Raw genomic sequence first — 23,397 nt, 5'->3', positions numbered from 1 at the left:
GGGCTGGTACAGGGCCTCGCGCGGGGAAATGGATTTGGGGACGAGATGATGGCGACCGTCGAAAAGATGCCGATGCTGCAGGAAGGCTATGAGACGCTGAGTGCGGATCTGAAGCGCCTGAAAGCCGAACGTCCGACGATCGTCGACGCGATCGAAGAGGCGCGCGCGCACGGCGACCTGAGCGAGAACGCGGAATATCATGCCGCGAAGGAGCGTCAGGGCCAGGTCGAGGCATCGATCTCGGACATCGAGGACAAGCTGTCGCGTGCGCAGATCATTGACCCGAAGGATTTGTCGGGTGACAAGGTCGTGTTCGGCGCGACGGTGACGTTGCTCGACGAGAACGACAAGCCGGTGAAGTATCAGATCGTCGGCCAGACCGAGGCTAACGCCAAGACCGGGCGGATCTCGTACAATTCGCCGCTGGGTCGCGGGCTGATCGGGCGGAAGCTCGACGAAGAGGTCGAGGTCACGGTGCCGGCCGGCGAGCGGTATTACGTCGTCTCCAAGATCGAGTTCATCTGAGCCTTATGCAATTCTTCGAGACGCGGGCGACGGCGATCATCACGATCGTGACGGTCATCGTCTCGGGATTTCTGGTGCTGAGCGGATCGCTTGGCTACTGGGCGGTGAATGCCGGGTTCATCCCGTTGCGGATGACCGATCTCGGTATTCCGAGCGAGCATATGTTCGTCGTGCCGTCCTGGGCGACGCCGCTGACCGCGACGTTGATCCATGGGGGCTGGGCGCACATTGCGTTGAACCTCGTGATGCTGGTGTATTGCGGGCAGTTCGTCGAGAAGGCGCTGGGGACGGTCGGGTTGGTCGTGCTGTACGTGCTGGGCGCGTATGCCGCGGCGGCGGGGCATTGGGCGTTCGGGCCTGAGTCTACTGCGCCTATGATTGGCGCCAGCGGTGCGATCTCGGCAGTCGTGGGGGCTTATGCGCTGTTGTATGGCGAGCGACGCGCGCAGGCGATCGGGCCGGTGCCGGCTGGGGTTGTGCATGTCGTTTGGCTGGCCGCGGCTTGGATCGGGATCCAGTTGCTGATGGGGCTGGCCGGGTTTGGGGCTTCGGTTGGTGCGAGTGGGCCGATTGCCATTGGCGCGCATATTGGTGGGTTCTTGGCGGGGCTGGTGCTGGCTCGGCCTTTGTTGCTCTGGCATTACCGGGCTGCTTGAGCCTGCCGGATCCTACCTAACGCCACTCGTACACGCACACCCCGTTCGTCCTGAGTAGCTGCTGAGCTTGTCGAAGCGGCGTATCGAAGGATGGGTTGGCGCGCGGGGCCTGTGCTTCGATACAAGCCCTCGATACGCTCCTTGCGGAGCTACTCGGTCTCTACTCAGCACGAACGGGACTGGGGAGAGGGCTACTGCCTAAGCAGCGAACTGGCGAGACCGCGGCAGCTAGCGGCCATAGTCCTGCTTGGCGTGCCCTCACCCATCGCCGCCTTTGGCGTCTCTCCCTCTCCCTGATGGGAGAGGGACGAGGGGGCCGGTTCATGCAAACTTGATCGTCAGGCACGTATTCACGAAATCGTCAGCCCAGCAAAGGCGGGGATTCATAGCCTATGTCGTCGCGATCAGATTGCTACGGTAGCCAGTATGGGTTCCCGCCTCCGCGGGAATGACCAAAGGAAGCCGTTACGCTACAGCCGCGCCCAAGTTCGGCTCGAGCATCCGGTGCAGGTGCACCACCACGAACTTCATCTCGGCGTCATCGACGGTACGCTGCGCCGCAGCACGCCATGCCTTTTCGGCGCTGGCGTAGTCGGGGAATACGCCGACGAACTCGATCTTGCTCAGATCGTTGAAATCCAGGGTGCGCGGGTCGCTGACGCGGCCGCCGAATACGAGGTGGAGCTTGCTCATGCGCTTGCTTTCCTAGGGAGGGGGTTGCCGCCTCCCTAGCGTGTTCGACCCGCGGTTTGAACCCTTAGGCTACAGGCTTTTTCGAAACCGCCTTCGCACCTGCGGTACCTGCCGTCGTGACGGCCTTGACGATACCCTCGAGCAAGCCCTTGGCCTGATCCCGGGCATTGTCCTTGGTAAGGCCGAGTTCGCCGAGTTCCGAACGGCCCGCATCTTTCGCGGCCGCAGTCGCCGCCACGAGCGTCTCGCTGAGGCGCTTGCCGACGGGGGCGAGCAGTTCCTTCTCGCGTGCAGAACGCGGAAGCAGCGCACCAGCGAGGGCGCCGACAGCGAGGCCGCCGACGAGGATGCCGAGCGGGTTGGATTCGAGGTTGTTGACGACGCGCTTGGTCTTCTCGCGCGACACTTCGAGAACCTCGGAGGCCTTGTCGCCGGCGTCGTGATAGACCTTCGATGCGGTCTCGCGGACGGTGTCGAGGCCTTCGCGCAGACGGCTCTCGGTCTCGTGGGCGGCGTCGTTGGCAGTGGTCTTTGCGTCGGTCATGGAAAATGTCCTTCTGGTGGCAAGCTGCTCGCCGTTCAATGCAATGAGGGTTCAATGCGAGCCGGGACTTCTAGGTTTCAATATGGTCACCGTGGTCGGGGCGTTCACCGCCCGCGGCGGAACAGTCCGACGATCCGGTGGCGCGCGAGGAACAGTCCGGCGACTGCGGCGAACCCCGCGGTCTGCCCCGGATTGCGCTTCACGGTTTCGACGCTGGCGCTGAGCGCGGCGGTGCCGGCATCGGCGACGTCGCGGCTGGCGTTCAGCGCGAGCTTCCGCGGATTGAGCCGGTCCTGCAACTGCCCGAGCGTCATCATGACGCGCTGACGGGCGAGGGCCGATTCGATCTCTGCGGCGGCGACTTTGGCGGATGTCATGATACGGGCTCGCTCTTCGTCTGAAGCTTCGACTTGCCGATCATCGCCAGGATCGCCGCCACTGCAAGGACGGCCACCACGACGATGGCGGTCGCCCATCCTGGCCCCACCAGCGTCGCCACCGTCAAGATCGCACCGACCAGCAGTGCGATCAGCGCGGCCAAAGCCAGCACGCCGGCGACCGCGAAGAACATCGCGGCCGACTTGTACGCACTGGCGGTCTCGCCGAACTTCGCCTTGTAGACAGCGACTTCCGCGGTCGCGAGACTCTTCGTCTCGGTCGCCAGGCGACCGACGATCGACGTGATGCTCTCGTCCTCGCCGGTCGCGAACGTCAGTGGATCGACCAAGACGTCAGACCTTCGAGTTGGCATCGACGCCCGACTGCACCAGTCGCGCGACGACAAAGCCGATAGCGGCGGCTGCACCCACCGCGATGGCCGGCGACTTCCGCACGAGTTCGCGCGCGTCGTCGAACAGCTCGTCGATGTCCTTCGCCTTCACCTGATCGGCGAAGCCCGAGACGCTGTCGGCGGCGCTGCGAGCATAGCCGCCGTACTGCGAGCCCAGCTTCTCATCGACCTGGCCGGCGGCGTCGGTCAGCAACTGTGCGACCTGCTCCAGCGCGCCGCTCGCACGTGCCTTGCCGTCCTCGGCGAAGGTGCGGACCTTGTCGGTCGCCTGCGCGGTGTACTTGTTCGCGCCATCCTTGATCGCCTGCTTGGCGTCGCCGGTCTTGGCCGAGACATCGCCGTTATCGATCGTCTTGCTGAGCTCGGTGCCGACCTCGTTCGCGGTCGTTTTCAGGTCGTTGACGGTGTCGTTTACGCTGGAGTCGGCCATGACGGTCCCTTTCAGAATTGTTACGCCCTCAACACCGTCGTTGGAGCACGGTTCCCGAACCGTCGCGCGATTGCACGACACTATTCTCGGATGTCCGCGCGATTGCCCGATATGGCGTGAGACGGTAGAGGCGGCGCGAACGACCCGGCACCGGGATTTGTAGGAGCATCGTTACGTGACCGCAATCATCGACCTTCATGCACGCCAGATCCTCGACAGCCGCGGCAATCCGACCGTCGAGGTCGACGTGCTGCTCGAAGACGGCAGCTTCGGCCGCGCCGCCGTGCCGTCGGGCGCGTCGACCGGCGCGCACGAGGCGGTCGAGCGTCGTGACGGCGACAAGACCCGTTGGGGCGGCAAGGGCGTCGATGGCGCGGTCGATGCGGTCAACGACGAGATCACCGACACCGTGCTCGGCATGGACGCGGAGGACCAGTCGGACCTCGATCGCGCGATGATAGAGCTCGACGGCACCGAGAACAAGGGCCGGCTGGGCGCGAACGCGATCCTCGGCGTCAGCCTGGCCGTCGCCAAGGCCGCGGCCGAAGCGCGCGGGTTGCCGCTGTACCGCTATGTCGGCGGCGTGCAGGCGCATCTGCTGCCGGTGCCGATGATGAACATCATCAACGGCGGCGAACATGCCGACAATCCGATCGATTTCCAGGAGTTCATGGTCGTTCCAGTCGGCGCGTCGAACATCCTCGAGGCGGTGCGTTGCGGCTCGGAGATCTTTCACACGCTGAAGAAGGGCCTGAGCGAGAAGGGCCTGTCGACCAGCGTCGGCGACGAGGGCGGCTTCGCGCCGAACATCGGCAGCACCACCGAGGCGCTCGACTTCATCATGTCGAGCATCGAGAAGGCAGGGTACAAGCCCGGCGAGGACGTGATGCTCGCGCTCGATTGCGCGGCGACCGAGTTCTACAAGAACGGCAAGTACGACATCTCGGGCGAGGGCCGGATCCTCGAAAGCGCCGAGATGGCGGAATATCTCGCGGACCTGACGCGGCGCTATCCGATCTTCTCGATCGAGGACGGCATGGGCGAGGACGATTGGGAAGGCTGGAAGACGCTGACCGACCTGATCGGCGACAAGGTCCAGCTGGTCGGCGACGATCTGTTCGTGACCAACCCGAAGCGCCTGAAGCGCGGGATCGACCAGGGTATCGCGAACTCGCTGCTGGTGAAGGTCAACCAGATCGGCACGCTGACCGAGACGCTGGAGGCGGTGTCGATGGCACAGCGGGCGAAGTATACCGCGGTGATGTCGCATCGTTCGGGCGAGACCGAGGACTCGACGATCGCCGATCTGGCGGTCGCGACCAACTGCGGTCAGATCAAGACGGGCAGCTTGGCCCGGTCGGACCGGTTGGCGAAGTACAACCAGCTGATCCGGATCGAGGAAGAGCTGGGCGATGCGGCGCGTTATGCTGGGCGCGACATTTTGATCGGGGGTTAATTGACCCACCTCCGTCATGCCGGACTTGTTCCGGCATCCACGGTCCCGCATAATCGACAGACTTGATTGCGCGGGACGGTGGACCCCGGAACAAGCCCGGGGTGACGGAGTGAATGGTAGACGAGTTGGGGCGCGAGTACCGGAGAACGACATGGCACGCGTGACGACGAAGACCAGCAAGTTGCGGAAGACGATGCGCAAGGCCGCGTGGCCGGCGCTGGGGCTGACGCTGATGGCGTTCTTCGGCGCGTATGCCGTGCTCGGGCCGAACGGGATGTTCGCGTATGGCGATTACAAGCGCCAGCTTGCGAAGCGCGAGCAGGACTATGCCGCGCTCGATCGCAAGCGCGAGGTGTTGAAGAACCGGGTGGCGCTGCTGAACCCGGATCATGCGAACCCGGATATGGTCGACGAGATGGTCCGCAAGGAACTGAACGTCGCGCATCCGGACGAGGTTATCGTCCCACTGGGGAACTGAACCCTCGTCATCCTGGACTTGATCCAGGATCCAGAGCCACTCGCGATAACGCTCGTGGCTCTGGATCCTGACTTTCGTCAGGATGACGGGCGGGGCATTACCGACCCAGGAACGTCAGCAGGTCTTTGGTGAAGCGATCGCTTTCGGTGATCGTCAGGCCGTGCGGGGCGCCGTCATATTCGACCAGCTGCGAGTCGGCGATGCCCTTGGCGGCGGCGCGGCCGGTAGCGTCGATCGGGACGGTCTTGTCGCTCGTACCGTGGACGACCAGCGTCGGTACGCGGAAGGCGGCCAGATCCTGACGGAAATCGGTGTGGCCGAATGCCTTGGCGCATTCCAGCGTTGGGTGAAGGCCCGCTTGCATCGCGAGGCTCCAAACCCAGTCGACGACTTCGTCGCTGACCGGCGAGGTGATGAATCCGACGCCGAGGAATTGCTGGAGGAAGGTCTTGAAGAACGCCGGGCGGTCGCCTTCGATACCGGCGCCGATGCTGGCCAGCGTTTCCTCGTCGACGCCGTCCGGGTTGTCGTCGGTCTTGAGCATGTACGGTACCACCGACGAGATCAGCCCGGCGGCGACCACGCCCTTGCCGTCGTAGCGGCTCATGTAGCGCGCGATCTCGCCGCCACCCATCGAGAAGCCGACGATCGTCGCGTCGGTGTTCGCGCCGGTGGCTTCCATGACGTCGGCCAGATCGTCGGTCAGCGTATCGTAATTGTAGCCGGTCCAGGGCTGGCCCGAGCGACCGAACCCGCGGCGGTCATACGCGATCGCGCGGAAGCCGGCGTTGGCGAGCGCCATCGCCTGCGCGTCCCAGCTGTCGGCGTTGAGCGGCCAGCCGTGCGTCAGGATTACCGGGCGTCCCGTGCCCCAGTCCTTGACGTAAATATCGGTACCGTCACGGGTTTTTACGTAGGGCATCAAGCTATCCAGTCTCTCTAGGGAGGTGTGCGCTCAACGGCTCATCGCGCCCACCGTTCCGCACGCTGGCGTACCAAGACTTCGACTGGCAGCATGGCGCCAGACGAATCGGAATTGGAGACAGGATGCGGATCGGACTTTTGACGACGGCGCTTGGCGCGGTCCTCGCCTTGAGCGCGTGCGGCCCTGCGCAGACGACCGCGAACACGCAGGCTCCTGCCGCGCCGACCACCGCTGCGAAGGGCGACTGGGCGGGGTTCCGCGACGGCTTCATCGACGGCTGGTTCAAGATCGATCCGGCCAACGCGGTCTATCAGGGCAAGCACGAGTATGACGGCGGCTTGGGCGACTGGAGCGCGGCGGGGCTGAAGCGACAGGCGGACTTCCTGCACAGCGCGATCGACAAGGCGGGGGCGTTCAAGGATCTGAAGCCCGCCGAGGCGTTCGAGCGCGACTATCTGGTGCAGGTCGCCAAGGGGAAGCTGTTCTGGCTGGAGGATGCCGACCAGCCGCATCACAATCCGGCGTGGTATGTGAGCGCGGGGCTCGATCCGAACACGTATATCGCGCGCAACTATGCCGATGCGCCGACCCGGATGAAGGCGCTGACCGCGTTCCTGCAGAAGATCCCGGCGGCGGCGGGGAACATCAAGGCGAACCTCAAGACGCCGATGCCGCTGAGCTACGTCAATTATGGGACGGCGGCGTTCAACGGGTTTGCCGATTATTATGCGGGCGACGCGGTGAAGGCGTTTGCGGGCGTGAAGGATGCGGCGGCGCAGAAGCAGTTGGGCGATGCGGCGCAGGCGGCGTCGAAGGCGATGCGCGATCTGGGGACGTGGACCGAGGGCCAGCGCGCGACCGCGACGCAGGATTTTGCGCTCGGGGCGGACAAGTTCTCGCGGATGGTGGCGATGACCGAGGGCGTCGATACGCCGCTCGACCAGCTCGAGTCGGCGGGCGTCGCCGACCTCAAGCGCAACCAGGCGGCGCTGGCGCAGGCGTGCGGGGTGTTCGCCAAGGGGCAGACGATCCTCGCGTGCATGGACAAGATGAACGCGAACAAGCCGGTCGGTGGCCCGGTCGCGGAGGCGCGGCGGCAGATCCCGACGTTGCGGAAGTTCGTCGTGGATCACGATCTTGTGACGATACCGGGGACGGAGCAGGCGCTGGTCGAGGAGTCGCCGCCGTACAACCGGCAGAACTCGGCGTATATCGATCCGCCGGGGCCGTTCGATAAGGGCGTGCCGTCGATCTACTACATATCGCCGCCCGATCCGAGCTGGACCAAGGCGGTGCAGGACGCGTTCGTACCGGGCAAGAACGACCTGCTGTTCACGTCGGTGCACGAGGTGATGCCAGGGCATTTCGTCCAGTTCCTGCATGCGAACCGCTCGCCGTCGCTCTTCGGGCGGCTGTTCGTGGGGTATGCGTTTGCGGAAGGCTGGGCGCATTATGCCGAGGAAATGATGTGGGAGGCGGGGCTCAACAACGGCGATCCTGAGACGCATGTCGGGCAGATCTCGAACGCGTTGCTGCGGGATTGCCGGTATCTGTCCGCGATCCGCATGCATGCGAAGGGGATGACGCAGGAGCAGTCGTTCCGGATGTTCGTCGACGAATGCTACCAGGACGAGGGGAACGCGAAGCAGCAGGCGGCGCGGGGGACGTATGATCCGGCGTATCTGAATTATACTATGGGTAAGTTGATGATCCGGAAGTTGCGTAGCGACTGGACGGCGACGCGGGGGGGAAGGAAGGCCTGGAAGGCGTTCCATGACCAGTTCCTGAGTTATGGTGGGCCGCCGATTCCTTTGGTGCGGGCTGCGATGATGGGGGAGGCTAAGGCGACGGCTGCTTTCTGAGGGGGGAGCGCAATCGGTTCCCCGTCCACCCCGGCGAAGGCCGGGGCCCAGTTGGGCGAACAGTAGTGATGAGGGACTGTCCTTCGTTATTCCGGACGTGCCAACTGGGCCCCGGCCTCCGCCGGGGTGGTAGCTCTCGGTGTTAGGGTGTCCCAAACCAAAGCATGTGTCCCCGCGAAGGCGGGGACCCAGACTGGGCACCCGCCTTCGCGAGTGAACATTCTTCTTCTGTCTGCTCCCTCTCCCCTGCGGGGAGAGGGCTGGGGTGAGGGGCCGTTCCAGGCGCAGCACTGCTTGGCTGCCCCTCACCCCGACCCTCTCCCCGGAGGGGAGAGGGAGTAGAAGTCACCGCGTCTGTTGCGCCGGCTGCACGTCCTGGGTTTCTTCGGTCGGCGGGTTGCGAATCGAGGGGCGGAGGCGGCTTAGGCTGCACAGGCCTGCCACCAGCGCCAGACCGGCGGCTACGAGCGGCGGGGTCATGCCGGCGCCTACGCCCATCGCCAGCAACGCAGCGACCAGGGTGGCGCCGGTGGTCTGGCCAACCAGTCGTACCGTCGAAACAAGGCCGCCTGCCGCTGCGGCGCGTTCGCGAGGCGCGCTGCCGATGATCAACCGCGCGTTCGGCGCCATGAACATTCCGAACCCCGATCCGCACAGGGCCATCCGCCACGCGATATCTAAATACCCTGGGTCCGCGGGCATGTAGGCGATCAGCAGCAGCGCGCATATTGACACGCCCATGCCGATCCCGCCCAGCAGCCCGGCCGGGTAGCGATCCGACAACCAGCCAGAGAGCGGCGCGACGAACATGTTGGCGAGCGGCCATGGTGCGATCGCCGCACCGACTTCCGCCGCGCTGAACCCGTAAGCGTGCGTCAGGCGGAACGGGGTCGAGAGCAGCAGCGTCATCTGCGCGATGAACGCGGTGTAGGCGCCGATCGCCGACAGCGCGAGGACGGGCCGAGCGAGCAGGTCGATCGGCAGGATCGGCTTGGTCTCGCCTTGTTCGCGCTTCACGAAGAACCAGCCGATCACCGCGCCGGTCAGGACGATCGCGGCCGAGACGATCGGACTGTCGCCGTGGACCGCGCTCTCCGCGCCGCCGATGACGAGGCCGATCATCGCTGCGCACATGACTGCGCCGAGGACGTCGAAGGGTTCGTCGTGTTTGCGCGGTTCGGGTAGCGCGCGTCCGAGCAGTAGCGACGCGATCGCGAACGGTACGGCGCTGGCGAACACCCAGGGCCAGGGGGCGATGGCGAGGACGAGGCCGCCGATCGTCGGGGCGAGTGCCGCGGAACTGGAAACGACCACCGAGTTGATCCCGAGCCCGCGGCCGAGCTGCTTGGTCGGGTAGATCGAACGGATAAGTGCCGACGAAACGCTCAATGCCGCTGCGGCACCTAGGGCCTGCGCGGCGCGGACGACGAGCAGGAACGGCAGGCTCTTGGCGAAGAAGCAGAGCAATGTCGCGATGGTGAAGAGCAGCTGACCGTACTGGTACATGCGCTTCAGGCCGATGCGGTCGCCGAGCCCGGAGAACGGGAGCAGCGCCATCGCGAGGATCAGCTGGTACACCGTGACCACAGTCACCACCGCGCTGCTGCCGACGTTCAGGTCGCGCGCGATCGTCGGCAGCGCGACGGTGGCGATGCCGCCGTCGATGATCGTCAGCGCCGTGCCCGCCGAGATCGCGGCGATGGCGACGAAGCGGCGCGGCTTGGGCAGGCCGTCGGCCGCCGATATCTGGTCCGGTTGCATTGCGGACCGCGATAGACCTCGGCATGTATCGCGCCAAGCAAATCAGGGAGATACGGTGATGCGGGTTCTGGCTTCGATGCTTGCGGCGACGATATTGAGCGGTGGCGCCGGACTTGCGGGCGGTGCCGCGCTTGCCCAAGTCGCACCGATGACCAAAACGAACACTGCCGCCGATCCGTATATCTGGCTCGAGGACAAGGATGGCGCGAAGCCGCTGGCCTGGGTCGAGGCGGAGAATGCGAAGACGCTCCCGCGGCTCCAGAACGATCCCCGCTACAAGACCTTCTACGCCGAGGCTTTGGCGATCGCGTCGGCGAAGGATCGCATCCCGATGCCGAACCAGATGTTCGGGCGGATCTATAATTTCTGGCGCGATGCCGATCATCCGCATGGGCTTTGGCGCTGGACGAGTGCTGCCGATTACGCGAGCGCCACGCCGAAATGGACGACCGCGCTCGATCTCGATGCGCTGGGCAAGGCCGAGGGCAAGCAGTGGGTGTGGAAGGGGTCTACTTGTCTTCAGCCCGAGGAGCGGCTGTGCCTCGTCGCGCTGTCGGAGGGTGGCGAGGACGCGGTGACGTATCGCGAGTTCGACCTGTCGACCGGGACGTTCGTCGAGGGCGGCTTCATGCTGCCGACGTCGAAGCAGGATGCGACCTGGGTCGACAAGGATACGCTGCTGGTCGCGCGCGACTGGGGGGCGGGGACGACGACTCAGTCGGGCTATGCGTTCGTGCTGAAGCAGGTGAAGCGCGGCCAGCCGCTGACCGCCGCGACCGAAGTGTATCGCGGCGCGGCGACCGACCAGGGGCCGACCGGGGCGGACGTGCTGACCGACGAGAAGGGCAACCGGCTGGTGGTGATCCAGCGGCGGAAGACGTTCTTCGGCGCGGACAAGCTGGTGTGGACGCCGGCGGGCACGCGGCCGCTCGCGCTGCCCGATCGGACGTTTCCGGCTGGGATGATCGACGGACAGGTGATCTTCTCGACCAGCGATCCTTGGGGCAAGATCCCCGAGGGGGCGGTTGCCTCGGCGCCGCTTGCCGAGGTGGAGAAGGGCACGATCGATCCGACGATCGTGTTCGCGCCGGGGCCGCGCCAGTCGGTCGACGGGATGGCGCTGACCAAGTCGAAGCTCTTGCTGGTGGTGTCGGACAATGTTCGTGGCCGGGCGTCGGTCTATACGCATGGGGCGGGGGGCTGGACCGCCAAGTCGATCGCGCTGCCCGACAATGCCTCGATCGATGTTGCGAGCACGACCGATCGTAGCGACGATGCGTATCTGACGGTGACCGGGTTCCTGACGCCGACCTCGCTCTATTCGCTGGATGCGGCGACGGGGGCTGCACCGAAGCCGATCAAGACTTTGCCGGCCAAGTTCGATGCGTCGAACGATGTGGTCGAGCAGTTCGAGGCGACCTCGACCGACGGGACGAAGGTGCCGTATTTCGTGGTGCACAAGAAGGGCATCGTGCTCGACGGGACGACGCCGACGATCATGACGGCGTATGGCGGTTTCCAGGTGTCGATGACGCCGAGCTATTCGGGGAGCACCGGCAAGCTGTGGCTGGAGCGGGGCGGCTCGTATGTGCTGGCGAACATCCGCGGGGGCGGCGAGTTCGGGCCAAAGTGGCACGACGCTGGGCGGAAGACGAAGCGGCAGGTAATCTACGACGACTTCGCGGCGGTGGCGAAGGACCTGTTCGCGCGGAAACTGACGAGTCCGGCCAAGCTCGGGATCTATGGCGGGTCGAATGGCGGGTTGTTGATGGGCGTCGAGTTCAACCAGCATCCGGACCTTTGGAAGGCGGTGACGATCCAGGTGCCGCTGCTCGACATGATCCGGTACGAGGGGATCGCGGCTGGAGCGTCTTGGGTCGACGAATATGGCTCGGTGACGGTGCCGGAGGAGAAGGCGTTTCTCGATACGATCTCGCCGTATCAGAACATTAAGAAGGGCGTCGCGTATCCGGAGCCGTATATCTGGACGACGACCAAGGACGACCGCGTCGGGCCGCAGCATGCGCGCAAGTTCGCGGCGCGGTTGAAGGAATATGGGCTGCCGTATCTTTACTACGAGGACACCGCGGGTGGGCATTCGGGCGATGCGGATATCGAGCAGGGGGCTCGGTTGCAGGCTTTGCAGATGACGTACTTCACGCAGAAGCTGGTGGGGGCGGCGAAGTAGGGGCGGCGGCGGCTGCCGTCTCCCGCTACTTCCTGCCGTTCTCCCGCGAACGCGGGAGCCCAGGGTCACGTACGGTATCGTTTGTGATCCTGGGCCCCCGCGTTCGCGGGGGAACAGTTAGCTCGCGGGTTGAACCTAGCGGCAGCGGACCTGGCTGTTGCTCTGCTCCACTGCACGCCCGGCGAGACCTCCCGCGGCTGCACCGAGCAGCGAGCCGACGATGCGCGAACGGCCACCGTCGATCACGTTGCCGAGGATGCCGCCGCCCGCCGCGCCGATGATCAGCCCGGTCGTGCCGTCGTTGCGCTTGCAGTAATATTTGCCGTCCTGGCCGGCATAGACGCGGTCGTTGGTCGCCAGCGTGCGCTCCTGGTAGTTCGGGCCTGCACGGTAATAGCGCGAGGGGTCGTAATTGCCTTCGTCGCGCTCGTCCGGATACGCTTCCTGATAACCACGGTCGGGTGCGGTGCGATAGCCGCCCTGCGGCACATACCCGCCGCGATTGCGGACCGACTGATAGCGATCGAATTCCTGGCGGAAGATCTGCAATTCACTGTCGAGGCGCGACTGGGCGGCGGCGAACCGCGCATCGTCGGCCTGCGACTGCGCGAGCGCGGGAGTGGCGGCGGAGAGGCAGGTAGCGGCAATCAGTGCAGCCGTACCGAGAAAACGCTTCATGATCCGGATCCTTCTAGAGTGTCACGACGATGACGGGCGGCAGCATCGCGCCACCGCCCGCCCGATATCAAGACTTATCAGCGGCAGATCTGCACGCGACGGTTGTGGCGCCATTCGGTGCGGCAGCGGCGGTTGTTGTTCCAGTTGCGACGATCGTTGTCGCGACCACGATAGCGGCGGTTGTCGTGACGATCGCCGCGGTGATCGTTGCGGCGATAATCGCGGCGATCGCCCCGGTGGTCGCCACGGTGATCGTTGTCGCGATACTGCTGACTGTGCCCGCGATCGCGCTGCGCTTCTGCGGGAGCGGCGGCACCGAGGCCGAGCGTGGCAAAGGCGAGGCCCGCGGCGATGAGATGCGTAAACTTCATGAGATGTCCTCTCGAACCCGACAATCGGGATGCGCCGTTGATACGGTTGTTTGGCGGCATCGTTCCTGAACGACATTGTCGGCTGGCGTACAGGTTCGTCGAGCGTGCGCGGATATTGCGGGCTTGGAGTTGCACGCTTGGATATCGGACGCATGGAACCCGGCGCAGGATATCGGTATGGGGGCGCACGAGGCGGGGTTTCTCGACCCTCGCCGTTCGGTGGCCCGGTCGAGAATCCGGTCGAGGACGCGAAGGCCGACGGCGCTTCATCGATGGAGACGGACGATTTTCAACCTGATATTCGCGACGCCGTGCCTGTTCGTCCTCGCGCGCTGGCTGTGGCCGTTGGCGCTGCCGTTCTGGATAAAGGCCGGCATCGGCATCGTGCTCCTGCTGGCCTCGCAATATCATTTCTGGAGTCGGCTATCGTCGGGGTCGATCTTCGCGCCGGAGTTTCCGCGGGCGATCGTCATTCTCTTCAATTGGGCGTTCGGCGCGATCGTGCTGCTGGCGGTGCTGCAGATCGTGCTCGACGTCGGTACGCTCGCGACGATGCTGGTGCGGCGTGGGTCGGTCGGGGTGCCTGACGGCGTCCGCTATGCGATCGGCGGCTTGGCGGGGCTGCTCGCCGCGATCGGCGTCGCGAATGCCGTGCGGGTCCCGCCGGTCGAGGATGTCGAGATTCTCGTGCGCGACCTGCCGCCGCAGTTCGACGGGTATCGGCTGTTGCAACTGACCGACCTGCATATCAGCCGCTTGTTTCCCGAACGCTGGACCCGCGCGGTCGTCGACCGGGCGAATGCGACCGGTGTCGACCTGATCGTCGTGACGGGGGACTTCATCGACGGATCGGTCGCGATGCGCCGCGCGGACGTGGCACCGCTGGCGGATCTTCGTGCGCCGGACGGCGTGTATGCCATTCCCGGCAACCACGAATATTTCTTCGATTACGCCGCGTGGATGCGACATCTGTCGGGGTTGGGCATCCGCATGTTGCCGAACGCGCATACCGTAGTAACGCGTGGCGACGCCGGGGTGGTGATCGCGGGCGTCACCGATCTGTCGGCCCCCGGAGCCGGACAGCCCGGCCCCGATCTCGAAGCTGCACTCGCGGGTGCGCCAGTCGACATGCCGATCGTACTGCTCGACCATCAACCGAAGAATGCGCGGCGGGCGGCGGCGCGGGGCATCGCGATCCAGCTTTCGGGGCACACGCATGGCGGCATGATCCGCGGGTTCGACCGGCTGTTCGCATCCGCCAATGGCGGGTTCGTGACGCGGCGGTACGATGTCGACGGCATGACGCTGTACGTCAGCAACGGCACCGGGTTGTGGCCGGGGTTCGCGTTGCGACTGGGGCGGCCAGCGGAGATGACGCGGATCACGCTGCGCGCAACGCGGTAGATTGCGCAGACTTCCGAGCGACTTGATGACTTTCCCGGCGCCACCTCGCGGGCTAAGTCCGGCCAAGGCGATGGCAACGACGATCGCAGGAGAGAGGTGGCTTATGCGCGTGATGATGACCAGTATGTTCGTGTGTCTGGCGCTGGCGGGATGCGGCGTGGACCCCGACCGATCGAACCAGACGACCATCGCGCGCGACACCGAAACCACTGCACCGGCGGCAGAATCGTCGCCGGCATCGACGCGGGCACCGACGAAGGTCGCGCTGACGTCCGGTCCGTCCTCGAGGCCGGCCGCCTCGACACCGATCTCGTCGGAGCTGCTGTCCTGCAGCGCCGAGATCGGCGAGGCCGCCGCCGCCAAGCGCGTGGCGATATGCCGGGATGTGTCACCCGCGACCCATCCGCCGTGCAACGCCGTCAACAGCTGCGCGATCATCGAGGACGAGATCGCACGGAGCTGTGCACTGTTCGATGGTAAAGGTGCGCCGATGGCAGGGTGCGGACCGGCGCCGAAGAGCATGGAAGCCGCCGCCGCGGTGGTGCGACGCTATTATTCTGCGATCAACGCGCGCGATTACGCGACCGCCTGGACACAGTGGGGCGATGAGGGCCGGCCGGGCCAGACGCTCGCCGCGTTCGAGGCGGGATTCGCGCATACCCGCAGCACCCGCGTGACGATCGGTGCGCTACAGCCCGGCGACGGCGGTGCCGGGTCGATCTACCAACCGGTGCCCGTCACCGTCGATGCGACTCTCGACGACGGTACGCAGCAGCGCTTCCGCGGCACCTATGTCGTGCGCCGGGTCAACGATGTCGACGGCGCGTCGGCGAGCCAGTTGCGGTGGCATATCGGGTCGGCACAATTGAAGCGAATACCCGCAGCGTAAAGAGGTAACCCAGGGGCCGGCGACATTCCGCCGGCCCCTGGAGCATGGCTCAGACGAGCGTCAGGCCGACGTCGACGTTGCCGCGCGTTGCGTTCGAGTACGGGCAGATCTGATGCGCCGCATCGACGAGTTCCTGCGCCCGATCGCGCTCCAGGCCTGGCAGCGTTACCGTCAGGTCGGTGGTGATGCCGAAGCCACCAGCCGCACGCGGACCGATGCCGACCTTGGCAGTGACGGCGACGTCGTCCGGAACCTTCATCTTCAACTGCTGGCCCGCGACCTTGAGCGCGCCGATGAAGCATGCGGAATAGCCAGCCGCGAACAGCTGCTCGGGGTTGCTGCCGTCGCCGCCTGCGCCGCCCAGTTCCTTCGGCGTCGAGAGGGCTACGTCGAAGCGGCCGTCCTGCGAACGTGCGTGGCCGTCACGGCCGCCGGTTGCGGTGGCTTCGGTGGTGTACTTGACGTCGATCGACATGCTGTATCTCCATATTGCTTATCGCGATAACTATTTAGGCGAGCCTGATACGGAAGTCCAGCAACAATTGTCGCGATAAGCATTTTCGTGCTATGGCTGGTTGCAAAGGAGCCCCGCCGTGTCCGATCCCCTGCCGCTCGACCAACAGCTCTGCTTTTCGCTGTATGCCGCGACGATCGCGATCAACCGCGCGTACAAACCGGTGCTCGACCGGCTCGGCATCACCTATCCGCAGTTCCTCGTTCTCCAGACGCTGAACGAAGCAGAGGATGGGTGTTCGATCGGGGCGATCGCCGAGCGGCTCGCGCTGGAGCCGAGCACGATCACGCCACTGGCAAAGCGGCTCGAGGCCGCCGGGCTCGTCACCCGGATCCGCAACCCCGCCGACGAACGCCAGGTGCGCGTTCGCCTGACCGACGCGGGCAGGGCGCGGTGGACCGAAACGGGCTGTCTCGGACCATTGATCGTCGAGCGATCGGGCATGACGCCGGACCGTCTCGCGTCGCTCAATGCGGAAGTCGCGGCCCTCCGCCGTGCGCTCGCCAGCGAGGCGCCGGCTACGCAGTGAAGCGCCGGGCTTGCGGCTATTGCGCCCGAGCCGCCGTCGGTTGCCCCGACCATCGCTTCCATGCAGACGTGCAGCACGGGAGGGGCGCGAGACATGGGGAGTGTCGAGTTCAGGCGGGGATGGGGATGGTTGCTGTTGGCGACGCTCGCGATCTCGACGATCGGCGACGAGATCTCCCTGATCACCCTGATGTTCCGCACGGCCGGCGACCGTGCGTCACTCGCCGTACCGCTGCTGCTCATGGCGCAGTTGCTGCCGGCTCTGCTCGCGACGCCGTACATCGGTCGCCTCGTCGATGCGCGTGACGCGGGCATGCTGCTTGCCGGGGCTGCGTTGGCCGATGCGGTCGTGCTGGTCTGGATGGCGTATCATCCGGATCTGAGTTCGACGCTCGCGGGGGCCAGCGTCCTCAGCATCCTCTTTGCGATCGGCGGCACGGCTAGCTTCGCGCTCATCCCCGTGTTGGCGACCGGACTGGGGATGACGCTGGCGCGTGCGAACGCGGTGCTGGAGTTCGTGCGGAGTGCGGGCATGCTCGCGGGGCCGGTCGTCGGGGGCATGCTGGTGGCCTGGGGCGGGGCCGGCAACGCGCTGCTGATCGATGCGGCCAGCTTCGCGCTGCTTGCCGCGGTGATCGTGGGTAGCGGCCTGCGGCGTCCGGTCGAGCGCCATGTTGGCGGGGTAGGGCGGACCCTGTTCGCGGACTATCTGCCGGTGTTGCGGGATCGGCGGATCGTCATCATGATCGGCGCCCTGACGTTCGGCGTCTTCTCCAGCGCGATCGCCGATGTTGCGTTCGTCTTTCTGGTGACCATTTCACTGTCCGCGGGTTCGATAGCGTTCGGGCTGCTGACCGCCTGTTGGGCGGGCGGGATGATGGCGGGTGCGGTCGTCGTGGGAACATGGCCCGTGAACCGACCGGCACCCGCCGCCTTCGCGTCGGTCATGGTGATGGGGACGATGATGGTTACGATCGGTGTCGCCGGTGCGACCATGCTGGCCGGACTGTCGATCGTGGGGATTGCCTTCGTCATCGGCGGCGCGGCGAACAGCGTGCACAACGTCGCCGTCCGGACGATGTTGCAACGCGAAGCGCCCGCTAGCGCTCACGGCAAGGTCGCGGCCCTTTACAGCGCTGCAACGAACGGTGCGGCGATCCTTGGCTACATGGTCGGCGGGCTCTTCATGCCGGACGGCGCAATCGACGCGTATCTTCTGGGAGGGGTGCTCGGGATCTTGGCCGGCGGTATCGGATGGCTGTTGTTTGCGGGGTTGAAGCCAGGAGCGGCCCGGCTATGAGATAGGTGGACCGAAGACCGACCATCCGGTGCGTGCGTTGAGCATTTCCAGCGCGCGGACGCCGAGCATCGAGTTGCCGTGCTGGTCGAGATTGGGCGACCAGACCGCGATCGATGCGATGCCCGGCGCGATCGCCAGGATGCCGCCGCCGACGCCACTCTTGGCGGGGAGACCGACACGCACCGCGAAGTCGCCCGAACCGTCGTAATGGCCGCACGTCATCATCAGCGCGAGGATGGTGCGCATGCGTTTGGCGCGGTTTGCGGTGTCGCCCGAAATGCGCGTGTCGGCCAGATAGCGACCGACTTCGGCCAGCCCGACGCAATCGACCGCCACTGCACACTGGCGCGCATAGGCATCCATGATCGCATCGATCGGCGATCGGATATTATCGTGGTGGACCATGAAATGCAGCATGGCGCGATTGAGATCGCCGCCTTCCTCAAGCACGTCCTTGTCGAGCGTGACCGCTGATTTCGCTGCGGTGTCGTCGATGCCGTCGCGTACGAGATTTAGAACGGCGTCCTTCGCTCGATCGCCGAACTGCTCGACCAGCATGTCGACTATCACCAACGCGCCGGCATTGATGAACGGATTGCGCGGTACGCCGCAGGTTCGTTCCAGATCGATCACCGAATTGAACGGATCGCCCGAAGGTTCGCGCCCGACGCGCTTGAACAGCGGGTCGCCGATCTTCTCTATCGCCAAGCTCAGCGTAAAGACTTTTGAAATGCTCTGGATAGGGAAGACGGTGTCGGCCGATCCCGCTCGGATCAGCGATCCGTCGGCCATCGCGATCGCCATGCCGAACGGGCCTGGTTCGAGCCCCGCTATCTTCGCGTCGGCCGCATGCTCGATATCGCGGGCATCGCGCTGGATGGTAGCGGCAATCTCGGTGGCGATATCGGCGAGGGGCATGGTGGTCGAGGCTCCGTGTTCGGGACGACAACGCCCGCTACTCGTTTCGTCTCCCCTGGCGTGGGCGAGGTCGCCTTCATTGCGTCACGAGGCCCGGCAGTACGCTCTTTTCCAAGGGAAAGTCCCCGTCTGGGACGGTTGTAAGGAACAGGTCATGGCCATGCGACGCGCAAAGATGCACGAACCGCCATGATGTAAATCAAGCGGGGCGGCGATGATCTGGATAGTTGGGGGCGGCGTCATAGCGGCCGGAGCGATTTTACTGCTGCTCGTCGTGACGAAGCGTCGTCGTCAAGCGGGCCAGTCGTCAAGCCGCTATATCCACGATGTGGATAGCACGCGGGCCTGGACGATGATGAACCAGCCTGGCACCAACAAGCACCCTCGCGGCTGACATCCGTCGCGGCCCGGCCCGGCTGTTCGGATTTTTCGATATTCGGGCGTATCGGGTGTCGATGACGGCCCGACGCCGCGCTTGAGAGCAGCAAATGGGGCGACGATGCTTCGCCGCCCCAACCGACTCAGTTGCTGTCGGAATTGTCGTCGTTGTCGATCGCCATGTACAGACCGCCGCCAACTGCGACTGCAGCGATGGCGATGATCAGCAGGCCGGAACCGCTGACGTCAGCGAAATGGCTCTTCTTCCCGGTCGACGATGCGGCGCGAACCGACTTCGTGGTCGAGAGCGATGCTGCGGAATTCGATGCTGCGCTGGCGGCCACTGGCATTGCTGCAACGGCGATCGCGGACAGGGAGAGGATAAGTTTACGCATTTGAACGCTCCAATATTTTACAAGAAGGGCTCGGATAGGAGATTTTCCGAAAATTTTGAAGAGCTAATTGAAGTTAAGAAAATCGGAATTGATCGAGATTTTGGTGGGCCGTGCAGATGCTTGCACAATCGAGCGGGTTTATTCGGCTGTAAAGCCGGAGCGCTGCGACGATCTGCGCACTTCAATTGAACGAAGTTACTGCCAAGCACGCTCAGCTGCGATAATTAGTATATATATCGCAATGGGATAGTGTGATTTGGCCGAGCGGAAGCGACGCCTTGAACTGTGGGGGGCGATCACCGCAAGCCTTGGCGATCCACGAGAAAATCGATCTGTTGCCGTGTGATGCCAGCAGCGAGTGCCGCCTTGAAGATCGCGGGCCGCGGATGGCGTCGGCCGAGTGCGATCACGAGCATCCGCAGCGCTTCGAGGCGAGGATCGGCTAGGCGCGTGACCTGCTCGAACCCGAAGAGCGTCTTGCACAAAGTAGCAAGCCAGCCATCCGGTTTGAGGTACGATTCCCGATCTCGCCGACCGATCTGGACAACCATCAGCTCCAGGACATCGAACGGCTGTATCTCGGCGTTTGCCGACTCGCCGAAAGGAAACGGAGGGCGGTTGGCCCGCGTGGCTGGGGATCGTCGGTGGTCCGGATCGTGGCTTCTACGCCGAGGCAATGAATTGATGATCAGCAGGGCATTGGCCGTTGCGTGAGACAGATACGGCGTGGATGTCGACGACAGGAGCATGAGGGATGCCAACATGCTAAAGTCCGAACCGATAGGTCAGGCCCAGGCCGAGCGTCTTCTGGTTGCGCGATCCGCGTTCGCGGACGAGGGGGGACTTCGCAGCGTCTCCCGACAATCGATCGAACCCGCCGATCAGGACCGCGCTGAGCTTGGGGGAGATGGGAACGACGACGACCGCGTTGACGCCGTAGGACTGCAACCCGCCCTTGGCATCGAACCGTGCAAGACCGGTACGCAAAGACTGCCCGGCATCGATGCTGAAATACGTCGCCTCGTATTTGCTATCGACGACCGTCGCGCCCGGGCCGACCGAAAGGATGATCGGCCGATTACCGATGCTCAGGCCGGCGAACGGGGTCGTGTATCGCAGGCCGAATTCGGCGATGACGCCGTCATGGCCGCCGAGCCCTTTACGCACCTCCGCGTTCGCCGAGAAGGGGCCCGACTGATAGCGGATATAGCCACCTGCCTCAATGGTCGCGTCGACGTCGCCCATACCGAGCAGTGCGGTTGACCGCTTGCCCGCGATCATGAACGTCGATTTGCCGCTCTCCCGGCGCTGCTGCTGGAATTTGACGACCGGGCCCGCCCTGAAGCTGTCGGTCTTGATCAGATCGAAACCGACGCCATCGAGGACCGAAATGAAGACGCGGTCCTTGTAACGCACCGCGATATTGGGACCTGCCTGGAGCTGATAATCCTTGGATCCGACGAAGTTGGGGCTGTAAAAGCCGCCCACGCCGAGCTGAATCTGCCAATCGTCCCGCGGCTCATCTGGTGTGCCGACGGCACGGATCGCGTCGGGATCAAGCGGCGGACGCTCCTGCGCGGATGAAGCCGTGGCCCCCAGCGTTGCAGCAGCGCAGAGGACGGCGGAACGGCACAAGACGGAGATTTTCATATAAGACCTTATGGCTGCTGCCGAACGCGCTCAGAGCGGTGTCCGCCGGGCGTGGAGGCACGGCCCGCGGTTCGTGACCGAGGTGGAGGTGCGCTGTCGGACGAGTTCGGAGCGGTTGTTTGAAATGCAGAATTCGTCGACCGAAGCCGTGGCGTTCGATTGCCGATCGACGAAATTGTCAGACGGCGACGATCACCCGCTTAATTGAGATGTCTTTGCCGAATACGTCGCTACGCATCGGGTATAGTGCGTGAGTAGACGAGTAGGGATCTGCGATATCGGTGCTGTTTATTGCGCTGGACCACAGGTGCCTCCTTTCCTGACTGAGACGCCGACGATATCAATATTCCCCACCACAAATATATTATCGAGCAATGTCAGGTTATTGGCTTTGGTTTAGTCTTGCGTAACCCCGAAATGATTCAATCGTGCTCGCGAAAATGTGATTCTGAGTCTGTCGAGGCGCATTGATAGACATTCACAAAATCGATAACGCTATTGCTTGCGTTCGGTATTGGATGTTGACGGCATATGCCGAATAGAGAAATTCTGGGAATGCTGGTTCCATTGAGGCCGGCATTGCTACGATTTCTCGCGTCCCGTGGCGCCGCCGCGGACGAGGCGGAGGATATTCTCCAGGAAGTGTATCTTACACTTTCGGCAGCAAAGATCGGTCCGGTCACGGAGCCTCGCGCCTATCTGTACCGGACCGCCAACAGTCATTTTCTCGATCATCGTCGCGCGGCGGGACGACGCGTGCGGCGCGAGGGCGACTGGGTCGATGCGCATACCGGCGAGGATCGGGAACTCGACGAGCGACCGTCGGCCGAGACGTCGCTGATCGCCAACCAGCAGGTCGCGATCTTGCAGCACGTGCTGGACGGACTGCCGGAGCGAACCCGGACGATATTCCGACGCTTCCGGGTAGAGGGCGAACCGCAACGGCAGATCGCCGCGGACATCGGCGTCAGTGTCAGCGCGGTCGAGAAGCATCTGACGCGCGCGTACGAAGCGATCGCCGCTGCGAGGCTTCATCTGGATGAGGATCATTCGATGCCGCGGCGTCTCAGGCATGAAAGAGGGCATCATGGAGACTGAGACAGCCCATCGCCACGACGCACGCGCGATCGAATGGCATGTTCGGCTTCGCGATGGCGACGACCGCGCATGGGAAGCGTTCGCCGACTGGCTTGCCGAGGATCCGCGGCATGCTGCTGCATATGACGCCATCGAACGCGTCGATGCCGCGATCGCGCCGCTATTGTCTCAGGTGTCGTTCGCGCCTGCGGAACGAACGGCCGCCAACGACGATGCCGTCATGCCCGCGCCTGAACGCAGGGTACGCGGCTGGCTGATCGCCGGCGCCGCACTGGCCGCGTCGGTCGCCGCGGCGATCGTCGTCGCCCCGCAGTTCGAGTCGGGCCGCTACGATGTCGCGACGGGCCCTGGCGAGCGCCGGACGATCGCACTGGATGCGACGACTGTGGTGGCGCTCAACGGCTCGACGCGAATGACGTTCGATCGCAAGAATGCGCGGTTCGCTTCGCTGGTCGGCGGCGAGGCCTTGTTCCGGGTTCGCCATGACGATGCCGCGCCGTTTACGCTTCACGTCGGTCGCAACCGGGTGGAAGATGTCGGAACCGTCTTCAACGTCGTGAACGATGCAGGCGGGGTGCGGGTCACGGTGGCCGAAGGCGAGGTCGTGTATAACCCCGGCGACAGGGGAATTTCCCTTCATGCCGGCCAGGGATTGATCGATCCGTCGTCCTCGAAGACGGTGCGCGTGATCGCTACGCCGGTCGCGTCCGTCGGCGGGTGGCAAAAAGGGCAATTGCTCTATGGTGGGGCGCCGCTGTCGAGCGTGGCAGCCGACCTCGCCCGGGCGCTCGGCGTTCGCATCGACATGGCGCCCGCCATCGCGAACCGCCCGTTTTCCGGTGCAATTCGCCTCGACGGTTCGGGCCCCGGTCAGCTCGAGCGACTGGCGCCGGCTCTGGGCGTCACCGTGCAGCGTGGGTCCGCGGGCTGGATCATGAAACCCGGTGACGGTGCTGCGCGCTAGAT

At 64.6% G+C, this 23,397-nt stretch carries 26 protein-coding genes; 12 read left to right on the top strand and 14 right to left on the bottom strand.

Annotated elements, in window-relative coordinates; genetic code table 11:
• Positions 1 to 48: 48 nt before the first annotated feature.
• Both greA and IFT67_RS04060 read left to right on the top strand, forming a co-directional pair.
• On the top strand, positions 49 to 525 hold the full coding sequence (gene greA / locus IFT67_RS04065) for a transcription elongation factor GreA (protein WP_056052861.1): 477 nt from the start codon (positions 49 to 51) through the stop codon (positions 523 to 525).
• Between the two features lie 5 nt (positions 526 to 530).
• On the top strand, positions 531 to 1,181 hold the full coding sequence (locus IFT67_RS04060; RefSeq protein ID WP_056051044.1) for a rhomboid family intramembrane serine protease: 651 nt from the start codon (positions 531 to 533) through the stop codon (positions 1,179 to 1,181).
• Between the two features lie 465 nt (positions 1,182 to 1,646).
• On the opposite strand, the gene IFT67_RS04055 is transcribed toward IFT67_RS04060, so the two are convergent.
• The 5 genes from IFT67_RS04055 to IFT67_RS04035 form a co-directional block, all read right to left on the bottom strand.
• Positions 1,647 to 1,874, bottom strand: coding sequence for a DUF4170 domain-containing protein (locus tag IFT67_RS04055; RefSeq protein WP_192145123.1), 228 nt, complete (start codon positions 1,872 to 1,874; stop codon positions 1,647 to 1,649).
• 64 nt (positions 1,875 to 1,938) lie between these two features.
• Positions 1,939 to 2,418: a PLP-dependent aminotransferase family protein gene (locus IFT67_RS04050; RefSeq protein WP_192145122.1), complete on the bottom strand. Its 480-nt coding sequence runs from the start codon at positions 2,416 to 2,418 to the stop codon at positions 1,939 to 1,941.
• Positions 2,419 to 2,522: 104 nt separating this feature from the next.
• Positions 2,523 to 2,795, bottom strand: coding sequence for a phosphatase (locus IFT67_RS04045; protein ID WP_192145121.1), 273 nt, complete (start codon positions 2,793 to 2,795; stop codon positions 2,523 to 2,525).
• Positions 2,792 to 3,145, bottom strand: coding sequence for a phage holin family protein (locus IFT67_RS04040; RefSeq protein ID WP_244647155.1), 354 nt, complete (start codon positions 3,143 to 3,145; stop codon positions 2,792 to 2,794). Before IFT67_RS04040 ends, IFT67_RS04045 begins: the two co-directional genes overlap by 4 nt.
• Positions 3,146 to 3,149: 4 nt before the next feature.
• Positions 3,150 to 3,638 carry a hypothetical protein gene (locus tag IFT67_RS04035; protein ID WP_192145119.1) on the bottom strand — a complete coding sequence of 163 codons (489 nt, stop codon included), beginning with the start codon at positions 3,636 to 3,638 and terminating at the stop codon, positions 3,150 to 3,152.
• 175 nt (positions 3,639 to 3,813) lie between these two features.
• On the opposite strand from IFT67_RS04035, the gene eno reads away from it, so the two are divergent.
• Together eno and IFT67_RS04025 are read left to right on the top strand one after the other, a co-directional pair.
• Positions 3,814 to 5,094 (top strand): phosphopyruvate hydratase, encoded by a 1,281-nt coding sequence (gene eno / locus IFT67_RS04030; RefSeq protein WP_121884554.1) that lies wholly within the window; start codon positions 3,814 to 3,816, stop codon positions 5,092 to 5,094.
• Between the two features lie 193 nt (positions 5,095 to 5,287).
• Entirely contained in the window at positions 5,288 to 5,572 is a 285-nt protein-coding gene (locus tag IFT67_RS04025; protein ID WP_235518634.1) for an FtsB family cell division protein, read from the top strand.
• A gap of 97 nt (positions 5,573 to 5,669) precedes the next feature.
• On the opposite strand, the gene IFT67_RS04020 is transcribed toward IFT67_RS04025, so the two are convergent.
• On the bottom strand, positions 5,670 to 6,494 hold the full coding sequence (locus tag IFT67_RS04020; RefSeq protein WP_192145118.1) for an alpha/beta fold hydrolase: 825 nt from the start codon (positions 6,492 to 6,494) through the stop codon (positions 5,670 to 5,672).
• Positions 6,495 to 6,619: 125 nt separating this feature from the next.
• Here IFT67_RS04020 and IFT67_RS04015 point away from each other — a divergent pair, with 125 nt between their 5' ends.
• Positions 6,620 to 8,359, top strand: coding sequence for a DUF885 domain-containing protein (locus IFT67_RS04015; RefSeq protein ID WP_192145117.1), 1,740 nt, complete (start codon positions 6,620 to 6,622; stop codon positions 8,357 to 8,359).
• Between the two features lie 345 nt (positions 8,360 to 8,704).
• On the opposite strand, the gene IFT67_RS04010 is transcribed toward IFT67_RS04015, so the two are convergent.
• A complete protein-coding gene (locus IFT67_RS04010) occupies positions 8,705 to 10,120 on the bottom strand; it encodes an MFS transporter (RefSeq protein ID WP_192145116.1) in 1,416 nt (471 codons plus the stop codon).
• Positions 10,121 to 10,178: 58 nt separating this feature from the next.
• On the opposite strand from IFT67_RS04010, the gene IFT67_RS04005 reads away from it, so the two are divergent.
• Entirely contained in the window at positions 10,179 to 12,308 is a 2,130-nt protein-coding gene (locus tag IFT67_RS04005; RefSeq protein WP_192145115.1) for a prolyl oligopeptidase family serine peptidase, read from the top strand.
• A 135-nt stretch (positions 12,309 to 12,443) separates the two neighbouring features.
• Here the strand turns inward: IFT67_RS04005 and IFT67_RS04000 are convergent, their stop codons facing one another.
• Positions 12,444 to 12,986, bottom strand: a complete 543-nt coding sequence (locus IFT67_RS04000; protein WP_107961800.1) for a glycine zipper 2TM domain-containing protein — start codon at positions 12,984 to 12,986, stop codon at positions 12,444 to 12,446.
• A gap of 77 nt (positions 12,987 to 13,063) precedes the next feature.
• Positions 13,064 to 13,357, bottom strand: a complete 294-nt coding sequence (locus IFT67_RS03995) for a hypothetical protein (RefSeq protein ID WP_107961801.1) — start codon at positions 13,355 to 13,357, stop codon at positions 13,064 to 13,066.
• A gap of 345 nt (positions 13,358 to 13,702) precedes the next feature.
• Here IFT67_RS03995 and IFT67_RS03990 point away from each other — a divergent pair, with 345 nt between their 5' ends.
• Both IFT67_RS03990 and IFT67_RS20395 read left to right on the top strand, forming a co-directional pair.
• On the top strand, positions 13,703 to 14,761 hold the full coding sequence (locus tag IFT67_RS03990; RefSeq protein ID WP_244647154.1) for a metallophosphoesterase: 1,059 nt from the start codon (positions 13,703 to 13,705) through the stop codon (positions 14,759 to 14,761).
• Between the two features lie 115 nt (positions 14,762 to 14,876).
• Entirely contained in the window at positions 14,877 to 15,650 is a 774-nt protein-coding gene (locus IFT67_RS20395) for a hypothetical protein (RefSeq protein WP_244647153.1), read from the top strand.
• A gap of 49 nt (positions 15,651 to 15,699) precedes the next feature.
• Here the strand turns inward: IFT67_RS20395 and IFT67_RS03980 are convergent, their stop codons facing one another.
• Positions 15,700 to 16,125 carry an organic hydroperoxide resistance protein gene (locus tag IFT67_RS03980; RefSeq protein ID WP_107961802.1) on the bottom strand — a complete coding sequence of 142 codons (426 nt, stop codon included), beginning with the start codon at positions 16,123 to 16,125 and terminating at the stop codon, positions 15,700 to 15,702.
• 118 nt (positions 16,126 to 16,243) lie between these two features.
• Here IFT67_RS03980 and IFT67_RS03975 point away from each other — a divergent pair, with 118 nt between their 5' ends.
• Both IFT67_RS03975 and IFT67_RS03970 read left to right on the top strand, forming a co-directional pair.
• Positions 16,244 to 16,693, top strand: a complete 450-nt coding sequence (locus tag IFT67_RS03975; protein ID WP_107961803.1) for a MarR family winged helix-turn-helix transcriptional regulator — start codon at positions 16,244 to 16,246, stop codon at positions 16,691 to 16,693.
• A 135-nt stretch (positions 16,694 to 16,828) separates the two neighbouring features.
• Complete coding sequence (locus tag IFT67_RS03970) at positions 16,829 to 17,992, top strand: MFS transporter (protein ID WP_244647152.1); 1,164 nt, start codon at positions 16,829 to 16,831, stop codon at positions 17,990 to 17,992.
• Here IFT67_RS03970 and glsA read toward each other — a convergent pair.
• The 4 genes from glsA to IFT67_RS03950 all read right to left on the bottom strand — a co-directional run bounded on the left by glsA (position 17,987) and on the right by IFT67_RS03950 (position 21,333).
• Positions 17,987 to 18,910 (bottom strand): glutaminase A, encoded by a 924-nt coding sequence (glsA, locus tag IFT67_RS03965; protein ID WP_192145113.1) that lies wholly within the window; start codon positions 18,908 to 18,910, stop codon positions 17,987 to 17,989. The two genes, IFT67_RS03970 and glsA, sit on opposite strands and share 6 nt — an antisense overlap.
• 521 nt (positions 18,911 to 19,431) lie before the next feature.
• Positions 19,432 to 19,683 (bottom strand): hypothetical protein, encoded by a 252-nt coding sequence (locus tag IFT67_RS03960; protein ID WP_146168560.1) that lies wholly within the window; start codon positions 19,681 to 19,683, stop codon positions 19,432 to 19,434.
• Positions 19,684 to 19,979: 296 nt separating this feature from the next.
• Positions 19,980 to 20,234 (bottom strand): hypothetical protein, encoded by a 255-nt coding sequence (locus tag IFT67_RS20470; RefSeq protein WP_206757927.1) that lies wholly within the window; start codon positions 20,232 to 20,234, stop codon positions 19,980 to 19,982.
• 214 nt (positions 20,235 to 20,448) lie between these two features.
• Positions 20,449 to 21,333 carry a MipA/OmpV family protein gene (locus IFT67_RS03950; protein WP_192145111.1) on the bottom strand — a complete coding sequence of 295 codons (885 nt, stop codon included), beginning with the start codon at positions 21,331 to 21,333 and terminating at the stop codon, positions 20,449 to 20,451.
• A 555-nt stretch (positions 21,334 to 21,888) separates the two neighbouring features.
• Here IFT67_RS03950 and IFT67_RS03945 point away from each other — a divergent pair.
• Complete coding sequence (locus IFT67_RS03945; protein ID WP_192145110.1) at positions 21,889 to 22,431, top strand: RNA polymerase sigma factor; 543 nt, start codon at positions 21,889 to 21,891, stop codon at positions 22,429 to 22,431.
• On the top strand, positions 22,421 to 23,395 hold the full coding sequence (locus IFT67_RS03940) for a FecR family protein (RefSeq protein WP_192145109.1): 975 nt from the start codon (positions 22,421 to 22,423) through the stop codon (positions 23,393 to 23,395). The genes IFT67_RS03945 and IFT67_RS03940 overlap by 11 nt, the downstream gene beginning before the upstream one ends.
• The last annotated feature ends 2 nt before the right edge of the window (positions 23,396 to 23,397 follow it).

Origin of the sequence: Sphingomonas sp. CFBP 13728 (assembly GCF_014841895.1) — a bacterium.
Taxonomy (GTDB): Bacteria; Pseudomonadota; Alphaproteobacteria; order Sphingomonadales; family Sphingomonadaceae; genus Sphingomonas.
Note: the sequence above shows the minus strand (reverse complement) of the source record. Positions and strands in the feature narration are given on the sequence as shown.